Origin of the sequence: Microbacterium sp. SORGH_AS_0969 (assembly GCF_030818255.1) — a bacterium.
Classification (GTDB): Bacteria; Actinomycetota; Actinomycetes; order Actinomycetales; family Microbacteriaceae; genus Microbacterium.
Genome location: NZ_JAUTAG010000001.1, coordinates 3,343,808 through 3,367,611 on the forward strand (window position 1 = coordinate 3,343,808; position 23,804 = coordinate 3,367,611).

20 protein-coding genes, 1 tRNA gene, 1 other RNA gene and 1 pseudogene are annotated in these 23,804 nt (G+C 69.0%); 11 read left to right on the plus strand and 12 right to left on the minus strand.

Annotation, left to right across the window (positions count from 1 at the left end):
* The first annotated feature begins 120 nt into the window (after nt 1–120).
* Nucleotides 121–2,217 carry an acyltransferase family protein gene (locus QE388_RS15685; RefSeq protein WP_307386316.1) on the plus strand — a complete coding sequence of 699 codons (2,097 nt, stop codon included), beginning with the start codon at nt 121–123 and terminating at the stop codon, nt 2,215–2,217.
* Between the two features lie 91 nt (nt 2,218–2,308).
* A complete protein-coding gene (locus QE388_RS15690; RefSeq protein WP_307386318.1) occupies nt 2,309–3,004 on the plus strand; it encodes a hypothetical protein in 696 nt (231 codons plus the stop codon).
* Between the two features lie 8 nt (nt 3,005–3,012).
* Here QE388_RS15690 and QE388_RS15695 read toward each other — a convergent pair.
* The 5 genes from QE388_RS15695 to QE388_RS15715 form a co-directional block, all read right to left on the minus strand.
* Nucleotides 3,013–3,085, minus strand: a tRNA-Val gene (locus QE388_RS15695).
* Between the two features lie 14 nt (nt 3,086–3,099).
* Nucleotides 3,100–4,398 (minus strand): hypothetical protein, encoded by a 1,299-nt coding sequence (locus QE388_RS15700; RefSeq protein WP_307386320.1) that lies wholly within the window; start codon nt 4,396–4,398, stop codon nt 3,100–3,102.
* Nucleotides 4,395–4,724 (minus strand): hypothetical protein, encoded by a 330-nt coding sequence (locus QE388_RS15705; protein ID WP_058595635.1) that lies wholly within the window; start codon nt 4,722–4,724, stop codon nt 4,395–4,397. Before QE388_RS15705 ends, QE388_RS15700 begins: the two co-directional genes overlap by 4 nt.
* On the minus strand, nt 4,721–5,938 hold the full coding sequence (locus QE388_RS15710; protein ID WP_307386322.1) for a hypothetical protein: 1,218 nt from the start codon (nt 5,936–5,938) through the stop codon (nt 4,721–4,723). Before QE388_RS15710 ends, QE388_RS15705 begins: the two co-directional genes overlap by 4 nt.
* The gene (locus tag QE388_RS15715; RefSeq protein ID WP_307386324.1) at nt 5,935–6,249 is read right to left on the minus strand and encodes a DUF6507 family protein; all 315 of its coding nucleotides are present in this window, start codon (nt 6,247–6,249) and stop codon (nt 5,935–5,937) included. Before QE388_RS15715 ends, QE388_RS15710 begins: the two co-directional genes overlap by 4 nt.
* A gap of 89 nt (nt 6,250–6,338) precedes the next feature.
* Between QE388_RS15715 and QE388_RS15720 the strand changes: the two genes are divergently transcribed.
* The 3 genes from QE388_RS15720 to rnpB all read left to right on the plus strand — a co-directional run bounded on the left by QE388_RS15720 (nt 6,339) and on the right by rnpB (nt 9,199).
* Complete coding sequence (locus QE388_RS15720; protein ID WP_307386326.1) at nt 6,339–7,067, plus strand: zinc ribbon domain-containing protein; 729 nt, start codon at nt 6,339–6,341, stop codon at nt 7,065–7,067.
* Nucleotides 7,068–7,073: 6 nt separating this feature from the next.
* On the plus strand, nt 7,074–8,789 hold the full coding sequence (locus QE388_RS15725; RefSeq protein WP_307387161.1) for a bifunctional 3'-5' exonuclease/DNA polymerase: 1,716 nt from the start codon (nt 7,074–7,076) through the stop codon (nt 8,787–8,789).
* A gap of 28 nt (nt 8,790–8,817) precedes the next feature.
* Nucleotides 8,818–9,199, plus strand: an RNA gene (gene rnpB / locus QE388_RS15730) — RNase P RNA component class A.
* Nucleotides 9,200–9,272: 73 nt separating this feature from the next.
* Here rnpB and QE388_RS15735 read toward each other — a convergent pair.
* Entirely contained in the window at nt 9,273–9,668 is a 396-nt protein-coding gene (locus QE388_RS15735; RefSeq protein WP_307386328.1) for a DUF732 domain-containing protein, read from the minus strand.
* A gap of 46 nt (nt 9,669–9,714) precedes the next feature.
* Complete coding sequence (gene ppgK, locus QE388_RS15740; protein WP_058614656.1) at nt 9,715–10,500, minus strand: polyphosphate--glucose phosphotransferase; 786 nt, start codon at nt 10,498–10,500, stop codon at nt 9,715–9,717.
* 98 nt (nt 10,501–10,598) lie between these two features.
* On the opposite strand from ppgK, the gene QE388_RS15745 reads away from it, so the two are divergent.
* From QE388_RS15745 to QE388_RS15755, 3 genes are read left to right on the plus strand one after another with little or no spacing between them, the layout of a single operon-like run.
* Nucleotides 10,599–10,784 (plus strand): SPOR domain-containing protein, encoded by a 186-nt coding sequence (locus QE388_RS15745; protein ID WP_275797338.1) that lies wholly within the window; start codon nt 10,599–10,601, stop codon nt 10,782–10,784.
* Between the two features lie 56 nt (nt 10,785–10,840).
* On the plus strand, nt 10,841–12,181 hold the full coding sequence (glnA, locus tag QE388_RS15750; protein ID WP_058595722.1) for a type I glutamate--ammonia ligase: 1,341 nt from the start codon (nt 10,841–10,843) through the stop codon (nt 12,179–12,181).
* 20 nt (nt 12,182–12,201) lie between these two features.
* Nucleotides 12,202–15,192, plus strand: coding sequence for a bifunctional [glutamine synthetase] adenylyltransferase/[glutamine synthetase]-adenylyl-L-tyrosine phosphorylase (locus tag QE388_RS15755; protein ID WP_307386333.1), 2,991 nt, complete (start codon nt 12,202–12,204; stop codon nt 15,190–15,192).
* A gap of 34 nt (nt 15,193–15,226) precedes the next feature.
* On the opposite strand, the gene QE388_RS15760 is transcribed toward QE388_RS15755, so the two are convergent.
* Nucleotides 15,227–16,918 (minus strand): long-chain-fatty-acid--CoA ligase, encoded by a 1,692-nt coding sequence (locus QE388_RS15760; RefSeq protein WP_307386335.1) that lies wholly within the window; start codon nt 16,916–16,918, stop codon nt 15,227–15,229.
* Between the two features lie 118 nt (nt 16,919–17,036).
* Here QE388_RS15760 and QE388_RS15765 point away from each other — a divergent pair, with 118 nt between their 5' ends.
* The gene (locus tag QE388_RS15765; RefSeq protein ID WP_307386337.1) at nt 17,037–17,351 is read left to right on the plus strand and encodes a DUF2277 domain-containing protein; all 315 of its coding nucleotides are present in this window, start codon (nt 17,037–17,039) and stop codon (nt 17,349–17,351) included.
* Between the two features lie 6 nt (nt 17,352–17,357).
* Here the strand turns inward: QE388_RS15765 and QE388_RS15770 are convergent, their stop codons facing one another.
* Entirely contained in the window at nt 17,358–18,071 is a 714-nt protein-coding gene (locus QE388_RS15770) for a hypothetical protein (RefSeq protein WP_307386339.1), read from the minus strand.
* A gap of 38 nt (nt 18,072–18,109) precedes the next feature.
* Nucleotides 18,110–19,534 (minus strand): type I glutamate--ammonia ligase, encoded by a 1,425-nt coding sequence (glnA, locus tag QE388_RS15775; RefSeq protein WP_307386341.1) that lies wholly within the window; start codon nt 19,532–19,534, stop codon nt 18,110–18,112.
* Between the two features lie 101 nt (nt 19,535–19,635).
* Between glnA (QE388_RS15775) and QE388_RS15780 the strand changes: the two genes are divergently transcribed.
* Entirely contained in the window at nt 19,636–20,094 is a 459-nt protein-coding gene (locus tag QE388_RS15780) for an RDD family protein (protein WP_307386343.1), read from the plus strand.
* A gap of 40 nt (nt 20,095–20,134) precedes the next feature.
* Here QE388_RS15780 and QE388_RS15785 read toward each other — a convergent pair whose 3' ends face one another.
* On the minus strand, nt 20,135–20,845 hold the full coding sequence (locus QE388_RS15785) for a DUF4191 domain-containing protein (RefSeq protein WP_058614651.1): 711 nt from the start codon (nt 20,843–20,845) through the stop codon (nt 20,135–20,137).
* A 122-nt stretch (nt 20,846–20,967) separates the two neighbouring features.
* On the opposite strand from QE388_RS15785, the gene QE388_RS15790 reads away from it, so the two are divergent.
* Entirely contained in the window at nt 20,968–22,062 is a 1,095-nt protein-coding gene (locus QE388_RS15790; RefSeq protein WP_307386346.1) for a hypothetical protein, read from the plus strand.
* A gap of 17 nt (nt 22,063–22,079) precedes the next feature.
* On the opposite strand, the pseudogene sucB reads toward QE388_RS15790, so the two are convergent.
* Nucleotides 22,080–23,796: pseudogene (sucB, locus tag QE388_RS15795) on the minus strand (2-oxoglutarate dehydrogenase, E2 component, dihydrolipoamide succinyltransferase).
* Nucleotides 23,797–23,804: the final 8 nt, after the last annotated feature.

Below are 23,804 nucleotides of genomic sequence, written 5' to 3' on the forward strand. Positions count from 1 at the left end.
GAGCGGCGCCTCTCCCTCGATCGTGCCGTGCGCCGGATGCTCGGCGCGGTAACCGTCCGTCACCCTGTCGCCGCCGTGCCCTCCGTGACAGATCGGCTCGGCCTTCCGTGGCACGTTCCAATGGTGTCAACTCCCATCAGGCCACGAGCCGAGCGTGCCTCGGTCGATGCAACCGGCTTTCTTCCGCACATCCAGGGGCTGAGGGCGATCGCCGTTCTGGGGGTCGTGGTTTTCCATCTGTGGCCGAGGATGCTGCCGGGAGGGTTCGCCGGCGTCGACGTCTTCTTCGTCATCTCCGGCTTCCTGATCACCGGACACCTTGCTCGCGAACTGAGCCGAACCGGCACGGTCCGACTGGCGGCGTTCTGGGCCCGGCGTGCTCGACGACTCCTGCCCGCGGCGCTGATCGTTCTGTGCTTCTGCGCGATCGTCGTCTCGACACCCACCCTCGCTCCGCTCTCGGCGCTACCCCTGAGAGTGAAGGAGATCGTCGCCTCTACCTTCTATGTCACCAACTGGCACCTCGTCACCACGTCCGCGAACTACTTCGGCGACTCGAACAGTCCGACCTTCGCACGGCACTACTGGTCGCTTTCTGTCGAGGAGCAGTTCTACCTCGTGTGGCCACTGGCAATCCTGCTCGGCGCTGCGATCGGCCGGCGTCTCACCGGTCGGACAAGAGCGGGCGTCGTGGGCGCGGTCGTGCTCATGACGTGCGTGAGCCTCATGGCCAGCGTGTGGTTCACCGCGTTCAGCCCGGCGGCGGCGTATTTCGCCACCTTCACCCGTGTGTGGGAGTTCGGCGCGGGTGCGCTGCTCGCCCTGCTCCCCACACTCCATCCGAAACCGGTGTGGTGCCGCGTCCTGCTGGGATGGCTCGGACTCGCCGGTCTGGCAGCATGCTTCGCGCTCCTGAGCGACGCCGTCCACTTCCCCGGTTCCGCGGCCCTGCTTCCGGTGCTCTCGACCGTCGCGGTCATCGCTGCGGGCGCGGACGGCCCGTGGTGGTTCCCCGCCAGACTCATCTCCCTGCCGCCGTTCGCGTTCGTCGGGAAGATCTCGTACAGCCTCTACCTCTGGCATTGGCCGCTGATCCTGATCGCACCGGCTCTCGCGTGGTGGTCGGGAACCGGCGCACAGATGCTCTGCCTGCTCGTCGTCACCATCGTCTTTGCGTGGCTGACGCAGCGTTTCATCGAGGACCCCGTTCGTTCTTGGCATCCCTTACGCGACGCGAGACCACGACGGACATTTCTCGTCGCGGCCGGCGCCATGTTGCTCGTCTCTCTCCTGAGCGTCGGCCTCGCAGCAGCGAACTTTCCTCGGTATCTCGCGGGCGAGGCGACGATCACGCAGTTGCAGTCGGAGCCCGGCCCGTGCGTCGGCGCACATCAGGTCCTCGACGCGGGCTGCGCGGAGACCGTGCACGAGGGGTATGCACCCGAAGCGGCGATTGCCGGGATGGATCTCCCTCCCGCCTCGCAGTGTCTTGCCCAATTCGGAGATGACCGGGTGGCGCCCTGTTCATTCGGTGCTTCCGATCCCGCTGCGCCTGAGGTGCTTCTCATCGGAGACAGTCATGCGTTCCAGTACATCGACGTTCTCGCGAAGAGCGCGGTCGAGAAGGGGTGGCGTCTGACGACGGTACTGAAAGGCGGCTGTCCGTGGAACACGACAGCGCTGAGCGAGGAAGTGCCGTTCGCGCGCGTGTGCGCGACCTGGCAGGAGAATGTCTCGGCCTGGCTCCGTGACCAGAAGCCGGATGTCGTCGTGACGTCAGCGTTCGCAAGAACCCACTTCTCCGCCGAGGGGCACGCGACCGCGACGGACGCTGCCGCCGATGGTTTCCGTCTCGCGTGGGAGAGCATGTCGAATCGGGGCACTCCGATCGTCGCAATCCGCGACAATCCGACTTTCGCGACCAACCCCAACATCTGCCTGCTGAACCGCGAGCCGGTTGACTGCCGTGCACCACGGAGCGAGGCGCTACCCGCACTCGACCCCATGCTGCTCGCGGCTGAGAGTGTCGACGGCATTCTCGTCATCGACAACACCGAGGTGTTCTGCGACCAAGATCGCTGTTCACCGGTTATCGGCGGCCGTAACGCGTATCGCGATTCTGACCACCTCACGGCGAGCTTCGCCGCCACCTTGGGAGACAGAGTCGTCGCCGGTATCAGTCGGGCGCTCGAGGCCGACACACCGCGTGGTCCATGACGATGGGAAGCGGCGAGACAATGAGTCGCGGAGCAGGCTCTTCGTCGCCTCGCCTCCGCATCACCGAACCCGCGGGGGTTAGCCTGACCCCGTGAGCACCCCCGATATCGACGGCTTCCGCACCCGCCCCGAGCATCGGTGGCCGGTGCTCATCGCTCTCGCCGTCGGAACCGGCCTGTACGCGGTCCTCCCGAGCGATGCCTCGGGCGCGCTGCGCTATGTCGTCGTGATCGCCGGCGTGCTCTGCGCGATCCCAATGATCGTGACCAATCCAGCACGCCTGACCCGCGAGACCCGCGTCGGGCGCGGCTTCGCCCTAGGCTTCACCGTGGTGCTGCTGGGCGCCAATCAGGTCGCCTTCTTCCTTCTCGTTCGCCAGTTGCTGCTGGGCGAGGGGAGCGGCGCGACCACCCTGCTCGGCGCCGCACAGGTCTGGGCGATCAACGTGATCGGTTATGCCGTCGTCTACTGGGAGATGGACCGAGGCGGTCCGATCGCCCGCCGCCGCGACGCGCGCGACGACCTTCCTCCCGCCGACTTCCAGTTCCCTCAGGACTCCGACCGTGACGCCGTCCGCGAGGTGGCGCGGCGCTCCTCCGACGTCGAGGACTGGGCGCCGGGGTACGTCGACTACCTCTACTTCTCGGCATCCAACGCGATGGCGTTCAGCCCGACCGATGTCATGCCGCTGAGTGCGCGCGCCAAGATGTTCATGATGGTGCAGGCGATCTCGGGATTCGCGCTTCTCGCGCTCGTGATCGCACGGAGCGTGAACATCCTGAGTTGACGGCGGAGTGGGCCCTGCCGGGATCGAACCGACGACATCCACGGTGTAAACGTGGCGCTCTACCAGCTGAGCTAAAGGCCCGGGATGCCTCGAGTCTAGCGGGCGGGCGAGACCGGACCCTCCTCGAGCGAACGCGCGCAGAGATCGACGAGGAACATGTACACGGCGCGGCTCGGATCGGCGAGCAGGTCATGCGCGCCGTCGGCCGGTGGGATCACGCGCTTCCATCCGCGACCCGGGACGATCGCGTCGTAGCGTTCCCGCCGCGCTCCCTGAAGAAGCACGTCAGTCCATCCGCCGGTCCCCGGACCCACCGCCTGTTCGAGTTCCGCCGTCGCCACCGACATCGGCTCGGCGTCGTCGATCGGCCAGAACGGCTCGAGCCCGATCCACGCGGCGACGAACGCGGGCACGTGCTCGGGAACGACCAAAGCGATGTGGCGACGTTCCGGATCGGCGATCGCGGCACCCGCGTTCAGCTCGCCGATCGAGGGGTCGTGCGCGATCACGACGCCGCGAGGACCGGCGAACGCCACGAGGACGGCGGCTTGCCCTCCGCGCCGGACCCGGGCGACGAGCAGCGGGGTGCGCGAACCAAGAGCCGAGGCGACAGCCGTGCCCGTCGGAGTGAGCGCGGCCCCCTCGTCGATGAAGCCCGCCGCGAGCAGTTCGGCCGCGGCATCCGTCCCTCTCACCCGACGGGGGAGGGTCCCGGATCCGGGGCCCCGGCGCGTGCGCGACGCACCCGCCCGCAGCTCGGTGAGAGCCGCGGTCGAGACGACGGGAGCGGTCGTGGCGAAAGCCGGGGGAGCGAACGGGGCGAGAGCCTCGAGCGGGAAGCCGACACGCGTCGAGGCGTCGGCGTCGGCGGGAGCGGCACCCACCGATCGCGCCGCCGCCTCGACCTCGCCGGCATCGGCGGTGAGACGCAGCTGCGCGGCGATCCACGAGAAGACCGGGCCCACTGCTCCGAGCTGAGCGGGGGTGGCGCTGGCGGACAGGTGCACGTGGTGCGTCCCCGTCGCCCACACCGTCTTCGTCACGACGACGTCGGTCGCGCCCGCCGGGTAGACGAAGGTGATGCATCGCGCGCGGGCGAGGGTGGCATCCGGATTCTCGTCCCACAGGTCGACGCCCACCACCCGGGCTCCGGGATGCTGCTGGCTCGAGGCGAGGATCGCGGCCGCGGACGCGTCGGTGAGCGGCGCGGTGCTGTCCACCAGCGTCAGGACGAGGTTGGGCTGGAAGACGTCCTGCCGCTCGCGGAGGGTGAGCACGAGTTCGGCGCCCTGGTACTCCGAAGCGACGAAGCTGTCGGGATAGGTAACGATCGCGTGCGGGGTCCGTACCTCAAGGACGTCGGGAACGCGTCGGTCGGCGGTCGAGAACTTCACGCGCGGCCGCCTTTCGTCGTCGGGTCGCCGCGCAGGGTGAGGTACCACGCGGGGAGAAGGAAGCGGGGGAGCCAGAACGCCCCGACGATCGCCACGACGAGCAGGATCGCCGCGACCGCGAGCAGGACGAAGAACACCTCTCGCGAGTACGACTCCACGAGCAGGGCCACGGATGCCACGGCGAACGCCGCACCCAACCACAGCCAGGCGAATCCGATCGTGCTGCCGAATCCGCGGCGCGCGCGGATCCACCCCTTCCATCGACCGGTGTAGGCGACGACGCCGAGAACGAGGAACACGACCCCGAGGAGAAGCCCGACGGTCACAGGACGTTCCCCGGCTGCGCCCCGATCGGCCCCGGCGCCATGATCTCGACGTTCTCTTGACGGACGTCGTCCACCACGTCCTGCGCGACCGCTTGACCGCCCATGCCACCCAGGACGCCGCCGATCACACCGCCGATGATCCCGCCGATGATGGTTCCCGGGCCGGGGAAGATCGATCCGATGCTCGCACCGAGGAGAGCGCCGCCCCAGCCGCCACCGGCTCCACCCGCGACGGACGCGCTGCCGATCACGACGGTGTCGACGACGGCCTCTTCCTGCCGCTGATCCTCCGACCAGTCCGGGTGCCGCGTGAGGGTGTCGTTGTAGCTCTCGCCGTATACACCCCAGTACGTGAGTCCGGCGCCGAGCAGCCCCAGCGCCTTACCGGCGCGGCCGGCCCACTCCGGTGGCGTGCCCACTTTGTCGGGAGCGAACTGCGGCTGGCCCTGCCAGCCCGGCAGACCCGAGACGCGGGGAGGGGTGTCGGGCAGCAGATTGCTCTCGAGCATCAGGATGCCGGAGGGGCTGCGCACCCACACCTGTCCATCGATCATGGTGCGCGGCCACGTCGGGTTGATCTGGCCCGCGGTGAGCGTGATCTCGTCGGGCAGGAGGGCTCCGGGACCCGGGACCATGAGCGTGCCGCGGTACCGCTGCAGGAGCTCGGCGGCGAGACCCTGCGTGCCCGAGCCGATGTTGCCGTTGACGATCTCGAGGCCGTCGTTCATCGACCACGAGGCTGACGTCCGAAGCGCGCGCAGCGCTCGCGCGCACTCCTGGTCGGCCGCGACCACATCGCCCTCGAACACCGATCGCCTCTGCGCGACGTCCCACACCGTGGGGGCGCTCGGGTCACGGTCGTCCATCGGCAGGTCGAGCTGCTCGTCGACGGTGGCGAGGTCGGCCACCAGGGCGGCGCGCCGCGCCTCGAGCGACGTCAGGGTGTCGGCGTAGGTCCGCAGGGCCGAGACGGCAGCCGTGAGAGCGGTCTCGAGGTCGTCGACGGTCGTCGGCACAGGCGCCATCGCGCCGTACGCCGTCTGCGCTTCGGGAGCGTGATAGACCGCGCTCAGACCACCCCAGGTGGTCGTGATGTCGGTCGAGGCGTCGTCGAGTCCGTCCAATGCCGCGGCGAGGGTGTCGGCGGCCGCCGATACCGCTGCCGAGCTGGGCACCGTGACGAGCGGCCCGGTTCCGGTGAACGGCGTGCTCACGGCTGAACGCCGCTCATCGTCGACTGCGTCTGCGCCGCCATGTCGTCGTCGGCCTGCTCGTAGAACGAGATCACGCTCTCGGTCGTCTCGGTGACCGTGCTGACGTGCCGTCGGAGAGCGGCGAGGCGGATCAGGAACGGGTCGGCGGCAACCTCGCTGAGCGCGGTCGAGGTCTCACCGTCGCCGACAGCCGTCTGGACTGCGTCGAAGGCGTTCGCGGTCGCGGTCACGACATCGTCGATGGCCTGGGCGTGTTCGTCGGTTGCACGGCAGACGGCGCGCGCCTGTACGGGATCGATGCTCCATGTCACGGTGATGGCATCCCTTCATCCGGGGGGTCCGTACGTTCCAGGCTACCCAGGGCGCTCGCGTGTCCGACCCTCGCGGTAGCGTGGACATCGTGAACGCCGACCCCGCCGACCAGCGCAAACTGCTCGATCTCGCCGACCTCGATGCCCGGATCCGGCACGATGAGCGTGTCGCGGGCAACCCGCCGCAAGCGGCGGAGGTGCGCGACCTGCTCGCCCAGCGCGCCACGCTGACCCAGGAACTGTCGAGTCGAGCCAACGCCCGCGACGACCTGACGGCTGAGATCGCGCGCCTCGAGTCCGACGTCAAGGTCGTCGACGCACGCATCGCGCGCGACACCGAGCGGCTCGCCGCCTCGTCGAACCCGAAGCAGGCGCAGGGCTTCGAGAGCGAGCTCGCCGCTCTCGCGCGTCGCAAGAGCGATCTCGAAGACCTCGAGATCGAACTCATGGAGCGGCTCGAGAGCGCGGATGCCGCTGTCGCCGAGCAAGAGGCTCTGATCACCGAGACCAACGCCCGCGGTGCGGAGCTGAGCGCCGAAGCCAAGCGGGTCGTGGCCGAGGCCACCGAGCGGCTCGAGGGAGCCCGCCGTGACCGCGAGGCCGTGGCCGGCTCCGTGCCGGCGGATCTGGTCGCGCTCTACGAGCGCCTGGCCGCGCGCGGAAACGGTGCCGGTCTCCTCCGGGCCGGTGCGTGCGAAGCGTGTCGCATGGTTCTGCCCCCGAGCGATCTGGCGGCCGTCCGCCGCGCGCAGACCGACGAGGTCGTCTTCTGCCCCGAGTGCGGGGCGATCCTCGTGCGCACCGAAGAATCGCGGTGAAGCGCCCTGGCGTCCGCGGCCTCTGACGCGGTCGTCGTCGGACGGACGGCATCCGGTGATGTCGCCCTGATCGATCTGGATGCCACGGGCACCGTGACCTCCACCGTCGCCGTCCGGGCGTCCGACGTCACCCGTGCGATCCACGACCGCGAGACGACCGGGCCGGTCCGCTGGATCTGGAGCGACACGCGGACCTGGTACCCCGGTCTGCTCACCGCGGGCGTTCGCGTGGGGCGAGCCTGGGACCTCCGCCTCGTGCACGCGCTCCTCCGCGATGCCGCAGCCGTCACCGACGACCACGGTCTGCGTGCCGCTCGCGCCTGGGACGCGGTCGCAGCCGACACCGTCGCGGCCGACACGCTGTTCGACCTCGCCGACACGGCATCCGGCCTTCCCGACACCGCAGACGCGGCGCTCGAGGAGTATCGCCGTCAGCGCGCCGCCATCGACGGCGCCTCCACGCCGGCTGCGCTGCGCCTCCTGTGCGCGGCCGAGTCGGCGGGCGCACTTCTCGCGGTCGAGCTGCATGAGACCGGCTTGCCATGGAGCGTCGAGGCGCACGGCATCCTACTGGCGCGGGAGCTGGGGGAGCGGCGCGGCCAGGCTCTCCCCACCCGCATCGAGGAGTCCGCGGCACGCGTGCGCGCGGCTCTCGGCGACCCGTCGGCGTCGCTCGACTCGCAGCCACGTCTGCTGCGGTCGCTCCATCGCGCCGGTCTCTTCGTCGAATCGACGAGCAAGTGGGAGCTGTCCGAGCACGACCATCCGGTGGTGGAACCCCTCCTGGCGTACAAGAAGCTGATGCGCCTGTACACCGCGAACGGGTGGGCGTGGATGTCGGAGTGGGTTAACGACGGCCGGTTCCGGCCCGTGTACGTGCCGGCGGGCGTCGTCACCGGCCGCTGGGCGTCATCCGGCGGGGGAGCGCTGCAGATTCCCCGGGCGCTCCGTGTCGCGGTTCGCGCCGACCCGGGGTGGACGCTCGTCACGGCCGACGTGGCGCAGCTGGAACCCCGCGTCCTGGCGGCGATGGCGCGCGACACCGCTCTCGCCGACGCCGCGCGCGGCCGCGACCTGTACGCGGGTGTCGTCGAGGCCGGCGCGGTGGCCACGCGCGCCGAGGCGAAGATCGCGATGCTCGGGGCGATGTACGGCGCGACGACCGGGGAGAGCGGCCGTCTCCTTCCCCGTCTGCGGCGCACCTTCCCCCGGGCCATGGCGCTCGTCGACCATGCGGCGCGCGTCGGCGAAGAGGGCGGTGTCGTGTCGACGTGGCTCGGCCGCACCTCGCCCGGACCGGGCGAGGCGTGGCGTGCGGTGCAGTCGCGGGCCGGCGACGCCGAGGCATCCGGGATCGACGAGACCCGCGCCCGCCGCTCCGCGCGCGACCGGGGGCGCTTCACGCGCAACTTCGTGGTGCAGGGAACGGCCGCCGAATGGGCTCTCGCCTGGCTCGCCGATCTGCGCGGGCGCCTCGCGGCTTTCGAACCCATGGATGCCGCGGACGCCGCGCCCCGCTCCGGCCCGGTGTTCGAGCGCCGCCCGCACCTGGCGTTCTACCTGCACGACGAGATCATCGTGCACACGCCGGTCGTTCACGCCGAGGCCGTCGCCGCGGCCGTCCGCGAGTCGGCGGCGACCGCTCAACGCCTTCTCTTCGGCTCGTTCCCCCTGGACTTCCCGCTCGACCTCCGAATCGGCGAGACGGCGGAGAAGGCGTGATCGGCCCGCGTAGACTCGAGGGTGCGAATGGGTCGGCTGGACGGTCGCGTCACGGGTTCGCCCGTGCCGAGGAACGTCCGGGCTCCACAGGGCAGGACGGTGGGTAACGCCCACCCGGAGCAATCCGCGAGACAGTGCCACAGAGAGCAGACCGCCCCACCGGTCCCTGAGCTTGTCGAAGGGCCGCGGGGTAAGGGTGAAAGGGTGGTGTAAGAGACCACCGGGGTCGTGGTGACACGACCCGCACGGTAAACCTCGTCCGGAGCAAGGCCAGACAGGGGATGTTGACGCGGCTCGCCGAGTCCCCGGGTAGGCCGCTTGAGCGGCACGGCAACGTGTCGCCGAGAGAGATGACCGTCCACGGGGCTCACGCCCCCGGACAGAACCCGGCGTACAGGCCGGCCCATTCGCTTCACGTCACTCGACCAGGCGAGTTCGCGCCGCAGGGGACGGGCCTGTACGCCGATCCGGCGAATGCGCCGGTCAGTCGCAGAGCGTCGCCTGTGCAGCCTGGGCGACGATGACGCCGTCGCCCGGCTGAGCGGAGAGGCCCGCGGGAACGACGAGGATGACCTGGTCCGCGGGCGTTCCGGCCTCGAGCTGCTCGCACGTGCTCTCACCGAGCGAGACCAACTGATCGTCCGTCGCCGAAGCGAGGTCGCCGAGCTTGCCGCGCACCTCGGTGAGGTAGGCGGCATCCTCCGACGAGGCCGGAGTCGCGGTGTCTTCCGGCTCGACGACGACGGTCGTGTCGCCCGATGAGAAGGTCCCGGTCTGTCCGGGCGTGACGGTGATGTTCTCCTCGGTCGTTTCGCTGGTGCATCCGGCGAGGAGCACAGCGGCGGTGGCGAGGACGAGGACAGCGGGGAGACGTTTCATGGCTCCACCATAGGAAAGCCGAAACGCGTCCGTCAGAAAGACGGCCTCACTTGACAGCGGGCAGCGCCTCAGGCACAGGGACGGCCAGCGAGGCTGCGCCGATGATCCCCGCGTTGTTGCGATGCTTCGCGGGAACGATGGGTGCGCGCAGCTTCAGCAGGGGCAGGAACTGCTCGGAGTGCTTCGAGACCCCGCCGCCCACGACGATCAGGTCGGGGCTGAACAGGAACTCGACGTAGTCGTAGTACCACTGCAGACGCTTGGCCCACTTCTCCCACGAGAGTTCTTCGCGCTCCATTGCAGAGTAGGCGGCGTACCCCTCGGCATCCCGCTTGTGACCGCTGCGCTGCAGATGGCCGAGCTCGCTGTTGGGGACGAGGACGCCGTCGTAGATCAGCGCCGAACCGATGCCGGTGCCGAGCGTCGTCAGGATGACGAGACCGTCGATGCCCTTCGCGGCGCCGTATCGCACCTCCGCGACACCCGCGACATCGGCGTCATTCGCGAAATGGATGTCGCGCGAGAGCCCGTGCTCGAAGAACTTCTCCGCCTCGAAGCCGATCCACGACTTCGACACGTTGGCTGCCGAGAGCGTTCGTCCGCCCTTCACGATGGCCGGGAAGGCCACGCCGAGCGGCAGGTCTGCCGGCGCTTCGAGGGTCTCGAGCACCTCCTTGACGGCGGCGAGCACATCGGCGGGCTCCGCGCCGGCGGGGGTCGCGACCTTGATGCGATCGCTGACCAACTCCCCGGCATCCAGATCGACGATCCCCGCTTTGATGCCGGTTCCGCCGATGTCCACTCCGACCGCGCGCGACGCATTCGTTGCCATGCCCTCCAGCCTATCCAGCCGAGGGGCCTTGATCAGTAGGATCGACAGAGGCACGGCGGACATCCGCCGCGAGCCCGTGACCCACGCGAGGAGCGATCGTGAGCGACGAGAACACGAAGTACTGGTACAACCTGGAGACCCACGAGGTGGAGCAGGGATACGCCTCGCCGGCGATCGACCGTGCCGGGCCCTTCGACACCGCCGAAGAGGCGGCTCGCGCGCCCGAGATCCTGCGCGAGCGGTCGCGGCAGTGGGCCGAAGACGACGCCCGCGACGACCGCTGACCCGTCGACGGCGTCAACCGCTGACCGCACCGTACTGAGAACGAGGGATGACGACGATGGACAAGCAGCGCGATTTCGTTCTGCGCACGATCGAAGAACGCGGCGTGAAGTTCGTGCGCCTGTGGTTCACGGATGTCGTGGGCACACTGAAGTCGGTGGCGATCGCGCCGGCCGAGGTCGAGGGGGCCTTCACCGAGGGCCTCGGATTCGACGGCTCGGCCATCGAGGGTCTCACGCGTTCGTACGAGTCGGACCTGCTCGCCCACCCCGACCCGACGACCTTCCAGATCCTGCCGTGGCGCGGCGAGATCGACCCCACGGCGCGCATGTTCTGCGACATCACGACGCCCGACGGCCAGCCCGCCGTGGCCGACCCGCGCCACGTGCTCAAGCGCACGCTCGCCAAGGCCGCCGACGCCGGGTTCACGTTCTACACGCACCCCGAGATCGAGTTCTACCTCCTCAAGTCGTCCCAGCTGGGCGCGGACGGACGCCCCGAGCCCGTCGACTCGGCCGGCTACTTCGACAACGTCCCCGGCGGCACGGCTCACGACTTCCGCCGTCGCTCGGTGCGCATGCTCGAAGACCTCGGCATCTCCGTCGAGTTCAGCCACCACGAGGGCGGCCCCGGCCAGAACGAGATCGACCTGCGCTACGCAGACGCGCTCACGACCGCCGACAACATCATGACCTTCCGCACGGTCGTGAAGGAGGTCGCGATCGAGCAGGGCGTCTACGCCACGTTCATGCCGAAGCCGATCAGCGGCCAGCCCGGCAGCGGCATGCACACGCACCTGTCGCTCTTCGAGGGCGACATGAACGCGTTCTACGAAGAGGGCGCGCAGTACCAGCTGTCGAAGGTCGGCCGTCACTTCATCGCGGGCCTGCTGCGCCACGCGAACGAGATCTCGGCCGTCACCAACCAGTTCGTCAACTCGTACAAGCGCCTGTGGGGCGGCGACGAGGCTCCCAGCTTCATCTGCTGGGGCCACAACAACCGGTCGGCGCTCGTGCGCGTGCCGCTGTACAAGCCGAACAAGGGTCAGTCGACGCGGGTGGAGTACCGCGCGCTCGACTCCGCCGCGAACCCGTACCTGTCGTACGCGCTCATGCTCGCGGCCGGGCTCAAGGGCATCGAAGAGGAGTACGAGCTCCCCGCCGAGGCCGAAGACAACGTGTGGTCGCTCAGCGACGCCGAGCGCCGTGCGCTCGGATACGCGCCGCTCCCCGCGAGCCTCGACCACGCCCTCGAGTACCTCGAGGAGTCCGAGCTCGTCGCTGAGACACTGGGGGAGACGGTCTTCAAGTACGTGCTGCTCAACAAGCGTCGCGAATGGCAGCAGTACCGCGCCCAGGTGACGCCGTTCGAGCTCGCGAGCAACCTCGAGGCACTCTGACACCGCCCGACAGGACACCGATGATGTCGGGCGATCGATCGACGGCGCTCACGGCCCTGGCGCGCATCGGCTTCTCGCGACTCGCCGAGGCCGATGCGCTCCTCGGCGAGCTCGACGAGCTGGTCGGCGTCGAGCGGACGGATGCCACGGCCCTGGCGCAGCGCGTCGCGGACCCCGATCGCGCCCTGTCGGCGATCGTGCAGATCGCTCGACGGAACACGGATGCCGTGCGCGCCTGCGCCGCAGACGCCGGAGCGTGGCGCGCGCTCTGGGACATCGTGGGCGCCTCGGACGGGTTCGCGGAGTTCTACCTCCGTCATCCGGAGGAGCTCGCGCACCTCGCCGGCGCCGGTCTGACCATCCCCGACGAGCAGGAGATGCGTGCCGACCTCCTGGCATCCGTCGGCGACGACAACGGCTTCGCGGCGGATTCCTCGGATGCCGCGTGGGTGGCGTTGCGAGTGCGCTATCGGCGCATCCTGGCCCGGATCGCCGCGTACGACCTGGGGCAGGACGACCCGGCCGCCGCGATCGACATGGTCTCGGCATCCCTCGCCGACCTGGCCGGAGCGGCGCTCGAGGCCTCGCTGAGCGTCGCTCGCGCGCGTACGGCAGGGACGGGGCCGGCGGCGTTTCCGCGCGCGCAGGTCGAGGCGACGCAGTTCGCGATCATCGCGATGGGCAAGACCGGTGCCCGCGAGTTGAACTATGTCAGCGACGTCGACGTGATCTTCGTCGGCGGGTCGGCTGACGAAGAGGTCGTGTCCGAGGCGCGCGCGATCGACATCGGGACGCGCCTGGCCGTGCAGACGATGCGCGGCATCTCGGGCCCCGAGATCGAGCCGCCTCTGTGGGAGGTCGACCCGAACCTCCGCCCCGAAGGGAAGCAGGGAGCGCTCGTACGCAGCCTCGGCTCGCACCGGCAGTACTACGACCGGTGGGCGAAGAGCTGGGAGTTCCAGGCGCTCTTGAAGGCGCGCGCGATTGCGGGCGACGCGCAGCTCGGCGCCGACTACGTCTCGGCGATGCAGCCGCTCGTGTGGCACAGCGCCGCGCGCGAGAACTTCGTCGAGGGCGTGCAGCGCATGCGCGAGCGCGTGACCGACCACATACCGGCGAGCGAGATCAACCGTCAGCTGAAGCTCGGTCCCGGCGGCATCCGCGATGTCGAGTTCACGGTGCAGCTGCTTCAGCTCGTGCACGGGCTCACCGACGAGCGGATCCGCCAGCGCGGCACGCTCGAAGCGTTGGACGCGCTCGTCGCCGAGGGCTACATCGGGCGTTCCGAGGCCGAGGCGTTCGCGCGCGACTACCGCCTGCTGCGTCTGCTCGAGCATCGCCTGCAGTTGCGGGGTCTGCGCAGGACGGCGCTCCTCCCCGAGAAGCCCGACGATCTTCGCGTCCTCGCGCGGGCGACGCGACTGGCGGATTCCGCCGAGGGCGTTCAGGCCGCGTGGGAGGCCATCAAACGCGAGGTGCGCGACATCCACGTGCGCCTCTTCTACCGTCCGCTGCTCTCCGCCGTGGCGGCCCTGCCCGAGGGGGAGCGCACCCTCTCGACCGAGCAGGCGCGCGACCGCCTCGCCGCGATCGGCTTCCGCGATCCTGCCGGTGCCCTGAGGCACATCGCCGCGCTGACCACCGGGTTGAGCCGCAAGGCCACCATTCAGCGGCACCTCATGCCGGTGATGATCCGCTGGTTCGCCGATGGCGTCGACCCCGACTACGGGCTCCTGGTTTTCCGGCGCATCAGCGAGCGGCTGGGGAACACACCCTGGTTCCTCCGTGTGCTCCGAGACTCCGCCGGTGCGGCCGAGAGCCTGACGCGTGTGCTGTCGGGATCGCGCTACATCGGCGAGCTGATGGAGTGGATCCCCGAAGCGGTGGCATGGCTCGACGACGATGCCCTGCTCCGCCCACGCTCGGGCAAGGCGCTCGAAGATGAGGCGCGAGCCATCCAGACGCGATGGCAGAACATCGACGACGCCATGCGGTCGGTACGCGCGCTCCGTCGTCGCGAGATGCTCCGTGTCGCGATGGCGGCTGTGCTCGAGGTGGTGTCGCTGGAGGAGCTCTCCGACGCTCTGACCACCATCACCGAGACGACGATCCAGGCGACGCTCCGCGCCGTCCGCCGCGCCGTCGTCCCGCCGGAGGACGATGACCTCGACTTCTCGGTCATCGCGATGGGACGCTTCGGCGGTCGAGAGCTCGGTTTCGGGTCGGATGCCGACGTGATGTACGTCTATCGCGCGAACGGCCTCGATCCTCAGCGCGCGAACAACCTGGCGCTGAAGATCGTCGCCGGCCTGCGCGAGCATTCCGAGGACCACCGCCTCCCGCTCGATCTCGACGCCGAGTTGCGCCCCGAGGGTCGCAGCGGCCCTCTGGCCCGCTCCCTCGACGCGTACGCCGAGTACTACCGCCGCTGGTCGTTGTCGTGGGAGGCGCAGGCCCTCCTGCGCGCCCGCGGCGTCGCCGGCAGCGTCAAGCTCATCAACGACTTCATGGCTCTCGCCGACGAGGTGCGCTACCCCGAGAAGGCCGACCCGAACGGTTTGCGCGAGATCCGTCGCATCAAAGCACGCGTCGAGAACGAGCGGCTTCCGCAGGGTGCCGACCCCGCACGTCACCTCAAGCTCGGTCCGGGGTCGCTCAGCGACGTCGAGTGGCTCGTCCAGATCCTCCAGCTGCAGCACGCCCGCGCCGTGCCGGGTCTTCGGACGACGTCCACCCTCGGCGCGCTCCGCGCGGCCGTCGATGCCGGCCTCCTCCCGGCCGACGCGGCCGAGAAGCTCGCGGCATCCTGGCACCTGGCGAGCCGCCTCCGTTCGGCCAACACCCTGCTCTCGGGCCAGACGAGCGACGTGCTCCCCGCCGACCGCGCCCGTCTCGACGGCATCGGACGCATCCTCGAGTATCCGCCGCGCTCAGCGACCCGTGTCGAGGAGGACTACCTCGCCGCGACCCGCCGTGCCCGACGCGTCTTCGAGAAGCTCTTCTACGGATGATCCACTCCGGGTGATGATCGCCGAGAGGCATCGATCACGACATCAGGCGCTCGCGCACCTCTCGACGCAGGACCTTGCCCACGAGCGAGCGCGGGAGGTCGTCGACGATGATCACGCGCCGCGGGACCTTGTAGGCAGCCAGGCGGGTCTTGCAGAAGTCGCGCACCGCGTCCGGCTCGAGGTCGACCCCGTCGCGGACGACGATCGCGGCAGCGACGTCTTCGCCGCCTCGCGGCTTGGGTAGCGCGACGACGGCGGCAGCCTCGATATCGGGATGAGCGACGAGCGCATCCTCGACCTCGCTGGGCGAGACGTTGAACCCGCCCGTGATGATGATCTCTTTCAACCGATCGACGATCGTGACGAAACCGTCGGGAGAGACGGAGGCGATGTCGCCCGTGCGCAACCACCCTCCGTCGAGCAGCGTCTCGGCAGTGTCGGTCGGGCGGTTCCAGTAGCCCTGGAACACCTGCGGACCGCGCAGGAGCAGTTCGCCCGTCTCGCCGAGCGGTACATCGCTCTCGGGGTCGGCGGGATCGACCACGCGGATCTCGGTGCTGGGGAACGGCACGCCGACCGTGCCCGGCCTGCGAGACGGACCGATCGGGTTGCCGAGCGCGACGGGCGAGGACTCGGTCATGCCGTACCCCTCGACGAGCAGACCGCCGGTGGCGGCCTCCCAGCGATCCACGGTCGCGACGGGCAGGCTCATCGCCCCCGAGATCGCGAAACGCACGGTCGACAGATCGATCGTGCCGCGAGCGGCAGCGCGGGCGAGCTGGTCGTAGATGGGCGGAACCGCGGGCAGGAAGGTCGGTGGGCTCTTCCGGATCGCGGATGCCACGAGCTCGAGATCGTACTTCGGGAACAGCACGAGCTTCGCGCCGATGCTCATCGCGAACGTCAGGCACAGAGTGAGCCCGTACGCGTGGAACAGAGGAAGGACGCCGTAGAACGTCTCTTCCCCGTCATGCAGACCCGGCACCCAGGCGCGGCCCTGCATCGCGTTGGCGCGCAGGTTCGCGTGCGTCAGCACTGCCCCCTTGGGACTGCCTGTCGTGCCGCTCGTGTACTGGAGGAGCGCGATGTCGTCGAGTCGAGGTCCGGCCTGCTTTCGCGACAGCGTGCCGTGGCCGAGCAGCGTCTCCCACCGGCGGACCCGCTTCGACGTAGGGGCGGCGGTGAGCTGCGCGCGGGCCTCCCGGGCTTTGCGTACGGGCAGGCGCAGCGCGAGGCGCTGGGAGCGCGGCATGGCGGATGTGATGTCGACGCTGACGACGTGCTCGAGCGCCAGGTCGGAGGGGAACTCGGCAACGGTGTCGGCGACCTTGTCCCACACGATCGCGAACCGCGCGCCGTGATCCTCGAACTGGTGTCGCAGCTCGCGAGGGGTGTAAATCGGGTTGTGCTCGATGACGATCGCACCGAGCCGGAGGGCCGCGTAGAACGCGACCACGTGCTGCGGACAGTTGGGAAGCACGAGGGCGACCCGATCACCGGCGCGCACACCGAGCCGACGAAGACCCTCGGCGGCCCGGTCGACGAGCTTTCCCAGCTCGCGGTAGGTCGTCGTCGCGCCGAAGAACTCGAGCGCGGGGCTCTTGCCGTACCGCGACACGCTCGCGGCCATCATCTCGGGCAGAGTCTGCGTCGGCTCGTCGATCTCGTGCGGGACTCCTTCTGCGTAGGAGCTCAGCCAGGGACGCGAAGCGTAGGGGAGGGGCATGGCATCCATCCTTCCGTCCCCCTCCGACATCCCGGCGGCACGGCACCTGTGGGGATGCCGGGAGCCTTCGCGCCGTCCGCATCTTTCGCGGGAGGTATCGACGGCCTACCCTGGCGCCATGTGCCGCAACATCGTCCCCCTCCACAACTTCACCCCGCCCGCGACGGATGCCGAGTGCCACGACGCCGCGCTGCAGTTCGTCCGCAAGATCGTCGGGACGACCAAACCCTCGCGGGCCAATCAGGAGGTGTTCGATCGCGCGGTGGCCGAGATCGCGGCATCCGTTCGTCATCTTCTCGACGACCTGGTGACGAACGCCCCTCCAAAGGTCCGCGAGGAGGAAGCAGCGAAACGACAGGCGCGCTCCGCCGAACGGTACGAGGCGATCCGCGTGTTCCAGGAGCAGAAGCGGGCGGCGCGGGCGGCGTGCTGACCGGTCTCAGCCTTCGGTGAACCGCTCGAACAGGGGAGTGGCATCCGGTCTTTCGAGGTCCGGGATGCCATCGTCCTCCGGGACCGCGGTGAGCGGTCCACGCAACTGGTCAAGGAGCGCCGCGGGATCGCCGGGCTCGCAGGTGGAGGTCGCGCGAACCTCGAGCACATCGACCACGCCGCCCGATGCACCGGCCGGAATCATGTCGACGTCCAACCGAGACACCTTTGCCTCCGGCTTGCCTGCCACGATCACGGTGTTCTCGATGCCCTCGCCGTAGGTGGGCGACGGAGCGACCTGCCAGCCGTTGTCTGTCATCCACGCTCGGAGATCGGCCATGCGCTGCAGCCCCTGTCCGTCGAAGGAGAAACCCTCCGGCAGGTTCCGGCGCAGGATGAACTCGTATCCGTCTTCGCATCGTGCAGGAATGTCGCCATACTCTCCGACGCGCCACTCTCCGGCGTAGATCTGCTCCTGCACCTCGGCGACGGCGGCCTTGAAGTTGAGGTTCACCGCCTGCGCCCGGGTGAAGCTCTCTTCGCCGGCCGCTGAGCGCGATGGTGCGGCGCCAGAGCCGTCGCACCCGGACAGCAGAATCACGACGGTGATCGCACCGATAGCCAGCGCGAACGGTCTTCCTCGTTCGATCATCGACCCCATCCTGCCAAAACCGCGGGCCGCCGTGGGGCCCGCCAGACGCACGAAGACGCCCGCCCCCACGAAACGGCGGGGACGGGCGTCTTTCAGCGATCAGGCGATCAGACCCCGAAGTACAGTTCGTACTCGAACGGGTGCGGACGCTGAGCGATCGGCTGGATCTCGTTCTCGATCTTGTACTCGATCCAGGTCTCGATGAGCTCCTCGGTGAAGACGCCACCGGCGAGCAGGAACTCGTGGTCGGCGCGGAGGGCCTCGAGGGAGTCGAGCAAAGAGTTCGGAACCTGCGGGATGTTCTTCGCCTCTTCGGCCGGGAGCTCGTAGAGGTCCTTGTCGACGGGCTCGTGCGGCTCGATGCGGTTCTTGATGCCGTCGATGCCGGCCATCAGCTGAGCGGCGAACGCGAGGTACGGGTTACCCGAGGCGTCGGGGGCGCGGAACTCGATGCGCTTGGCCTTCGGGTTCGTGCCCGTGATCGGGATACGGATGGCCGCCGAGCGGTTACCGGCCGAGTACACCAGGTTGACCGGCGCCTCGAAGCCCTTCACCAGACGGTGGTAGCTGTTGAGGGTCGGGTTGGTGAAGGCGAGCACGGCGGGGGCGTGAGCCAGGATGCCGCCGATGTACCAGCGGGCGATGTCGGAGAGGCCGCCGTAGCCGGTCTCGTCGTAGAACAGCGGCTTGCCGTCGTTCCACAGCGACTGGTGGGTGTGCATGCCCGAACCGTTGTCGCCGAAGAGCGGCTTCGGCATGAAGGTGGCGACCTTGCCCCACTCTTCAGCGGTGTTCTTGACGATGTACTTGAACTTCAGGATGTCGTCGGCCGCGTGCACCATGGTGTCGAAGCGGTAGTTGATCTCGGCCTGGCCGCCGGTGCCGACCTCGTGGTGGGCGCGCTCGAGGATGAGGCCCGCGTCGATCAGCTTGAGGCTGATGTCGTCGCGAAGGTCGGCCTGCTTGTCGACGGGCGAGACCGGGAAGTAGCCGCCCTTGTAGGGCGTCTTGTTGGCGAGGTTTCCGCCCTCTTCGACGCGACCCGTGTTCCAGGCGCCCTCCTCGGAGTCGACCGAGTAGAAGCTCGCGTTCTGCTTCACTTCGTAACGGACGTCGTCGAAAATGTAGAACTCGGCCTCGGGAGCGAAGTACGCGGTGTCGGCGATGCCGGTGGAGGCGAGGTACTTCTCAGCCTTCTTGGCGACCTGACGCGGGTCCTTCGAGTAGATCTCGCCGTTGCGCGGGTTGTAGATGTCGAAGACCATGACGAGCGTCTTCGCCTCGCGGAACGGGTCGAGGTACGCCGTCGTCACGTCGGGGATGAGCTGCATGTCCGACTCGTGGATGTTCGCGAACCCGCGGATCGACGAGCCATCGAACAGCTGTCCGACGGTGAAGAACTCCTCGTCGACGGTCGAGGCGGGGATGTTGAAGTGCTGCTGCACACCAGGAAGGTCCGTGAAACGGATGTCGAGGAACTTGACGTCCTCGTCCTGGATGAACTTCAGCACCTCGGACGAATCTTTGAACATGAAGACTCCAGAGGTAGAACATTCGGGATGGGCGGGCCGCGGCTCGCCTCCTCGACCATACCCAGAACCGGTGTCTCGGTCATATCTCGCATGTTTCAGGGATGTTACGCGGACACGATTACGCTGGGGTCGTGACCGCTGCGACCGACAACGAGTATCCGGGCCAGCGGCTCGGCCTTCCCCGCGAGGGACGCGGCTCCATCGCCCGACCCGGCCGGCGCATCGCCGCGCTCCTGATCGACGTCGCGAGCGCGGGACTGATCGGCTTCGCCTTCTTCTCGAGCCCCGATCCGGTGACCGGCGTGCCATTCGCGAACCCCATCGCGACGAACCTCATCTTCTTCGCCGTGCAGATTCTGTTCATCCCGCTGATCGGCGGAAGCCCGGGGCACCGACTCATGGGGATGCGTCTCGAATTGGCATCCGGGGGATGGGTGGGCGTGTGGCGCCCGATCGTCCGCACGATCCTTCTGGCGCTCGTGATCCCCGCGGTGGTGTGGGACTCCGACCAGAGAGGTCTGCACGACAAGGCCGTCGGAACGATTCTTGTCCGCAGCTGACAGCAGAAAGGCCCCGCCTCGGCGGGGCCTTTCTCGTGGGTCAACGCGGGCGCGGTGCCCGCATCTTGTTCGGGTCGACGCCCTTCGGGATCGGCAGCGAGGCCAGGCCCTGCGAGACGGAGGAAACGCGCTTGATGACGGCGGCCATCGTGGCGCGGTCGACCTTCTTCGGCAGCGCCTTGATCCTCGAGGCGAGGTCTTTGATGGCGACCTCGTCCTCGCCGTGGCCGACGTAGAAGACCGTGATGGGAACGCCGGTGGCCACGCGCTGCACGCGGGCTCGCTCTTCACCCATGAGCCGGGAAAGTCGCGTGCGCGATCCCTCGCCGATGAGGACGACACCGCCGCGGCCGATTGCACGGTAGACCGCTTCCTGCGTGCGGGGGTTCACGCCGATGGGCGTTTCCGACGCCTGCCAGTTGCGGCCGAGCGACGACGACAGGACGTGGCCGGTGGCCCCCGGCATCCCGTCGATCTTCTTGTACATCGCGTGGGTCGACAGGCGCGTCATCGTGATCATGCCGCCCAGGATGCCGGCCAGCAGACCCGTGAAGCCCCACAGGATCACGCTCCAGACGGCGACCGGCGGGATGAGGAACCCGATCAGCACGCCGAGCGCGGCGCCCACCAGCACGATGCCGGCCAGCGCGAACGGGAGCCAGCGGTACTCCTTCTGCGTGAAGGTGTAGAGCGTGCGAAGCTGCGAGAAGAATCCCGGACGCTTCTCGGGGGTGGTGGTACGAGCGGCCATAGGAACGATTCTATCTTCGCGCGTGACGCCGCCTCTCCTCCCCAACCGGTCAACGCTCCGCTCTGTCCACGATCGCCCTCGTGAGCGCCGCGCGCGGTCGCGGAAACGCGCACGATCGACGGATGACCGCGTCTGCCGCCCCGCCCGTCGTCGAACGCCTCGACGACTACCTCCACCGCCGCTCACGGAGCGGCCTTCCACTGTCGCCCGGCGAGGTCGTGACCCTCGCGGTGGGTGTTCTGCGCGGATGCCATCGCGCGGAAGACCGCTCCCATCGAGGTTTCTGGGCGCTGACGGCCCGGGGCTGTCCGACACTGCTGGATGAGGGAGAGGGCGAGGGCGACGACGTCCTGGCCGAGACGGCTCGCGTTCTCGCGCGCCTTGCGGACATGACCGATCGCGACGGACGGCCCCTCGTCGAGCGTGCACGGGACACCGTGTTGACCGACCCTCCCCGCGCCTGGGGGGAGGCGGAACGACGACTCTTCGCGTGGGCCGATCCTGTTCCCCTGGTCCTCGGCCCCCTCGCGCCGATCGTCGCGGCCGACACCGGACCCGTTAGGGCTCCCGCGCCCTCGGCATCCGGCTTCCTCACAACCGTCGATGCGGACGTGGCGACCATGGTCGCCGAAGCCGTGCGCGACGTGCGTGAGAAGCTGCGCCGTGTCCGCCACCTCCGCTGGATCACGTTCGGCGCCGTGGCGGTCGCCACCGCGCTCGTGCTCGGATTTCTCCTTCCGTCCTCCGCACCTGCGTCGATTCCCGCCGGCGATCCCGGCCCGTCCGCCACCACGTGGGCGGACGAAGAGATTCCGGATGCCACGCCTCCGGCGACGCCGACTCCGTCCGGTCATCCGACGGTTCTCGATCTCGGCGGTACGACCCACCTCCTCGACGTACAGACGAGCACACCGGCGCCGTCGGAGACCTCGGCGGACGGGGAGATCGTCGCCTCCGCGCGCGCACTGCTCGAATCGTATGCGGCATGCGCCGGAGAGCCGGGATGCGAGCAGCGGCTCAGAGAGGGTCGAGCAGCCGGCGACGACGAGATACCGATGAACCCGGCCGTCGCGGACATCACCCTGGTCGATGACTTCGGGGGACTCGCTGTCTTCCGTCTGGACGCTGGCGATCGACGACAATACGTGACGCTCGTGCGCGACAAAGACCGATGGCTGGTCCGCGCCGTCAGATCGGGCACGGACCAGCCATCATGAGCCGGTTGCAGCGGGGATCAGATCCCGAGGTCCCCCTCGAACTGAGCCGCCTCGAGGCGTGCCTTCACCGCGCCGAGGAAGCGAGCGGCGTCCGCACCGTCGATGATGCGGTGATCGTAGGAGAGCGCCAGGTACACGTACGAGCGCACGGCGATCGCATCCTTGCCGTCGACCGAAACGACACCCGGCTTCTTCACCACGGCACCGAGGCCGAGGATCGCCGACTGCGGCAGGAAGACGATGGGCGTGTCGAACAGCGCGCCGCGCGAACCGGTGTTGGTCAGCGTGAACGTGCCGCCGGCGAGCTCGTCGGGCTTCAGCTTGTTGTCACGGGTGCGAGCCGCCAGGTCGGCGATCTCGCGCGCGAGCTGAGCGATGTTCTTCTCACCCGCGTCCTTGACGACCGGCGTCAGCAGACCACGCTCGGTGTCGACGGCGATCGCGACGTTCTCCTGGGCGGGGTAGACGATCTCGTCGCCCTCGACCGTCGAGTTGATGATCGGGAAGGCCTTGAGGGCCTCGATCGCCGCGATGGCGAAGAACGGCAGGAACGAGAGCTTGTCGCCCGTCTTCTGCTGGAACTCGCCCTTCACGCGGTCACGGAGCGCCGCGGACCTTCGTCACGTCGACCTCCACGACGGTCGTGAGCTGCGCGGTGGCCTGCATCGATGCGACGGCGCGTTCGGCGATGACCTTGCGCAGACGCGACATCTTCTGCGTCGTGCCGCGAAGCGGCGACACCTCGACAGGCGCAGGAGCAGACGGAGCAGCAGCCGCGGGAGCCGCCGCCGGAGCCGACTTCGCGGCCTCGGCCGCCTTCAGGACGTCTTCCTTGCGGATGCGTCCACCGACTCCGCTCCCCTTGACCGTGGTCAAGTCGACGCCCTGCTGCTGGGCGAGACGCCGGACGAGCGGGGTGACGTAGGTGACGTCATCGTTGGACGAGACTGCGGGCGCCTGCTCGGCGGGCTTCTCCGCGGCCGGAGCCGGGGCCTCGGCGGGCTTCTCGGCGGCGGGCTGCGGAGCGGGCTTCTCTTCCACGGCGGGAGCGGGCTGCTCGGCCGGCTTCTCCTCGGCGGCCGGGGCGGACGCGGGAGCCTCGGCAGGAGCGGGAGCACCGCTGCCGATGCGCGCGAGCGTGGCGCCAACGGCAACCGTCTCGTCTTCCTGGACGACGATCTCCTGGAGGGTTCCGGCGACCGGCGAGGGGATCTCGGTGTCGACTTTGTCGGTCGAGATCTCGAGCAGCGGCTCGTCCACGGCGACATCGTCGCCGACGGCCTTCAGCCAACGCGTGACGGTGCCCTCGGTGACGCTCTCACCGAGCTCGGGGAGCTTGACGTCCGTCGCGTCACCGGACGACGCCGGGGCGGGCTGTGCGGCTGCCGGCGCCTCGGCGGGGGCAGCCTCCTCGGCGGGGGCAGCCTCCTGCGCGGGAGCCTCCTCCTGAGCGGCGGGCGCGGCCTCGGGCGCGGCGTCCGACGAACCGGCGCCGGACCCGTCGCCGATCTTCGCCAGCACGGCGCCGACCTCGACGGTCTCGTCTTCTTGCACGAGGATCTCTTCGATCACGCCCGAAACGGGCGAGGGGATCTCGGTGTCGACCTTGTCGGTCGAGATCTCCAGCAGACCCTCGTCCTCCTGGACGGTGTCACCGACCTGCTTCAGCCAGCGGGTGACCGTTCCCTCGGTCACGCTCTCGCCGAGAGCGGGGAGGACGACGGAAGTGCTCATGGATATGT

What these genes read in the sequence shown, in the direction of transcription:
- QE388_RS15685 (WP_307386316.1), top strand. Translation starts at nt 121, where the DNA reads ATGGTGTCAACTCCCATCAGGCCACGAGCCGAGCGTGCCTCGGTCGAT.
- QE388_RS15735 (WP_307386328.1), bottom strand. Translation starts at nt 9,668, where the DNA reads ATGAAACGTCTCCCCGCTGTCCTCGTCCTCGCCACCGCCGCTGTGCTC.
- ppgK (WP_058614656.1), bottom strand. Translation starts at nt 10,500, where the DNA reads ATGGCAACGAATGCGTCGCGCGCGGTCGGAGTGGACATCGGCGGAACC.
- glnA (WP_058595722.1), top strand. Translation starts at nt 10,841, where the DNA reads ATGGACAAGCAGCGCGATTTCGTTCTGCGCACGATCGAAGAACGCGGC.
- QE388_RS15755 (WP_307386333.1), top strand. Translation starts at nt 12,202, where the DNA reads ATGATGTCGGGCGATCGATCGACGGCGCTCACGGCCCTGGCGCGCATC.
- QE388_RS15760 (WP_307386335.1), bottom strand. Translation starts at nt 16,918, where the DNA reads ATGCCCCTCCCCTACGCTTCGCGTCCCTGGCTGAGCTCCTACGCAGAA.
- QE388_RS15765 (WP_307386337.1), top strand. Translation starts at nt 17,037, where the DNA reads ATGTGCCGCAACATCGTCCCCCTCCACAACTTCACCCCGCCCGCGACG.
- glnA (WP_307386341.1), bottom strand. Translation starts at nt 19,534, where the DNA reads ATGTTCAAAGATTCGTCCGAGGTGCTGAAGTTCATCCAGGACGAGGAC.
- QE388_RS15780 (WP_307386343.1), top strand. Translation starts at nt 19,636, where the DNA reads ATGTTACGCGGACACGATTACGCTGGGGTCGTGACCGCTGCGACCGAC.
- QE388_RS15785 (WP_058614651.1), bottom strand. Translation starts at nt 20,845, where the DNA reads ATGGCCGCTCGTACCACCACCCCCGAGAAGCGTCCGGGATTCTTCTCG.
- QE388_RS15790 (WP_307386346.1), top strand. Translation starts at nt 20,968, where the DNA reads ATGACCGCGTCTGCCGCCCCGCCCGTCGTCGAACGCCTCGACGACTAC.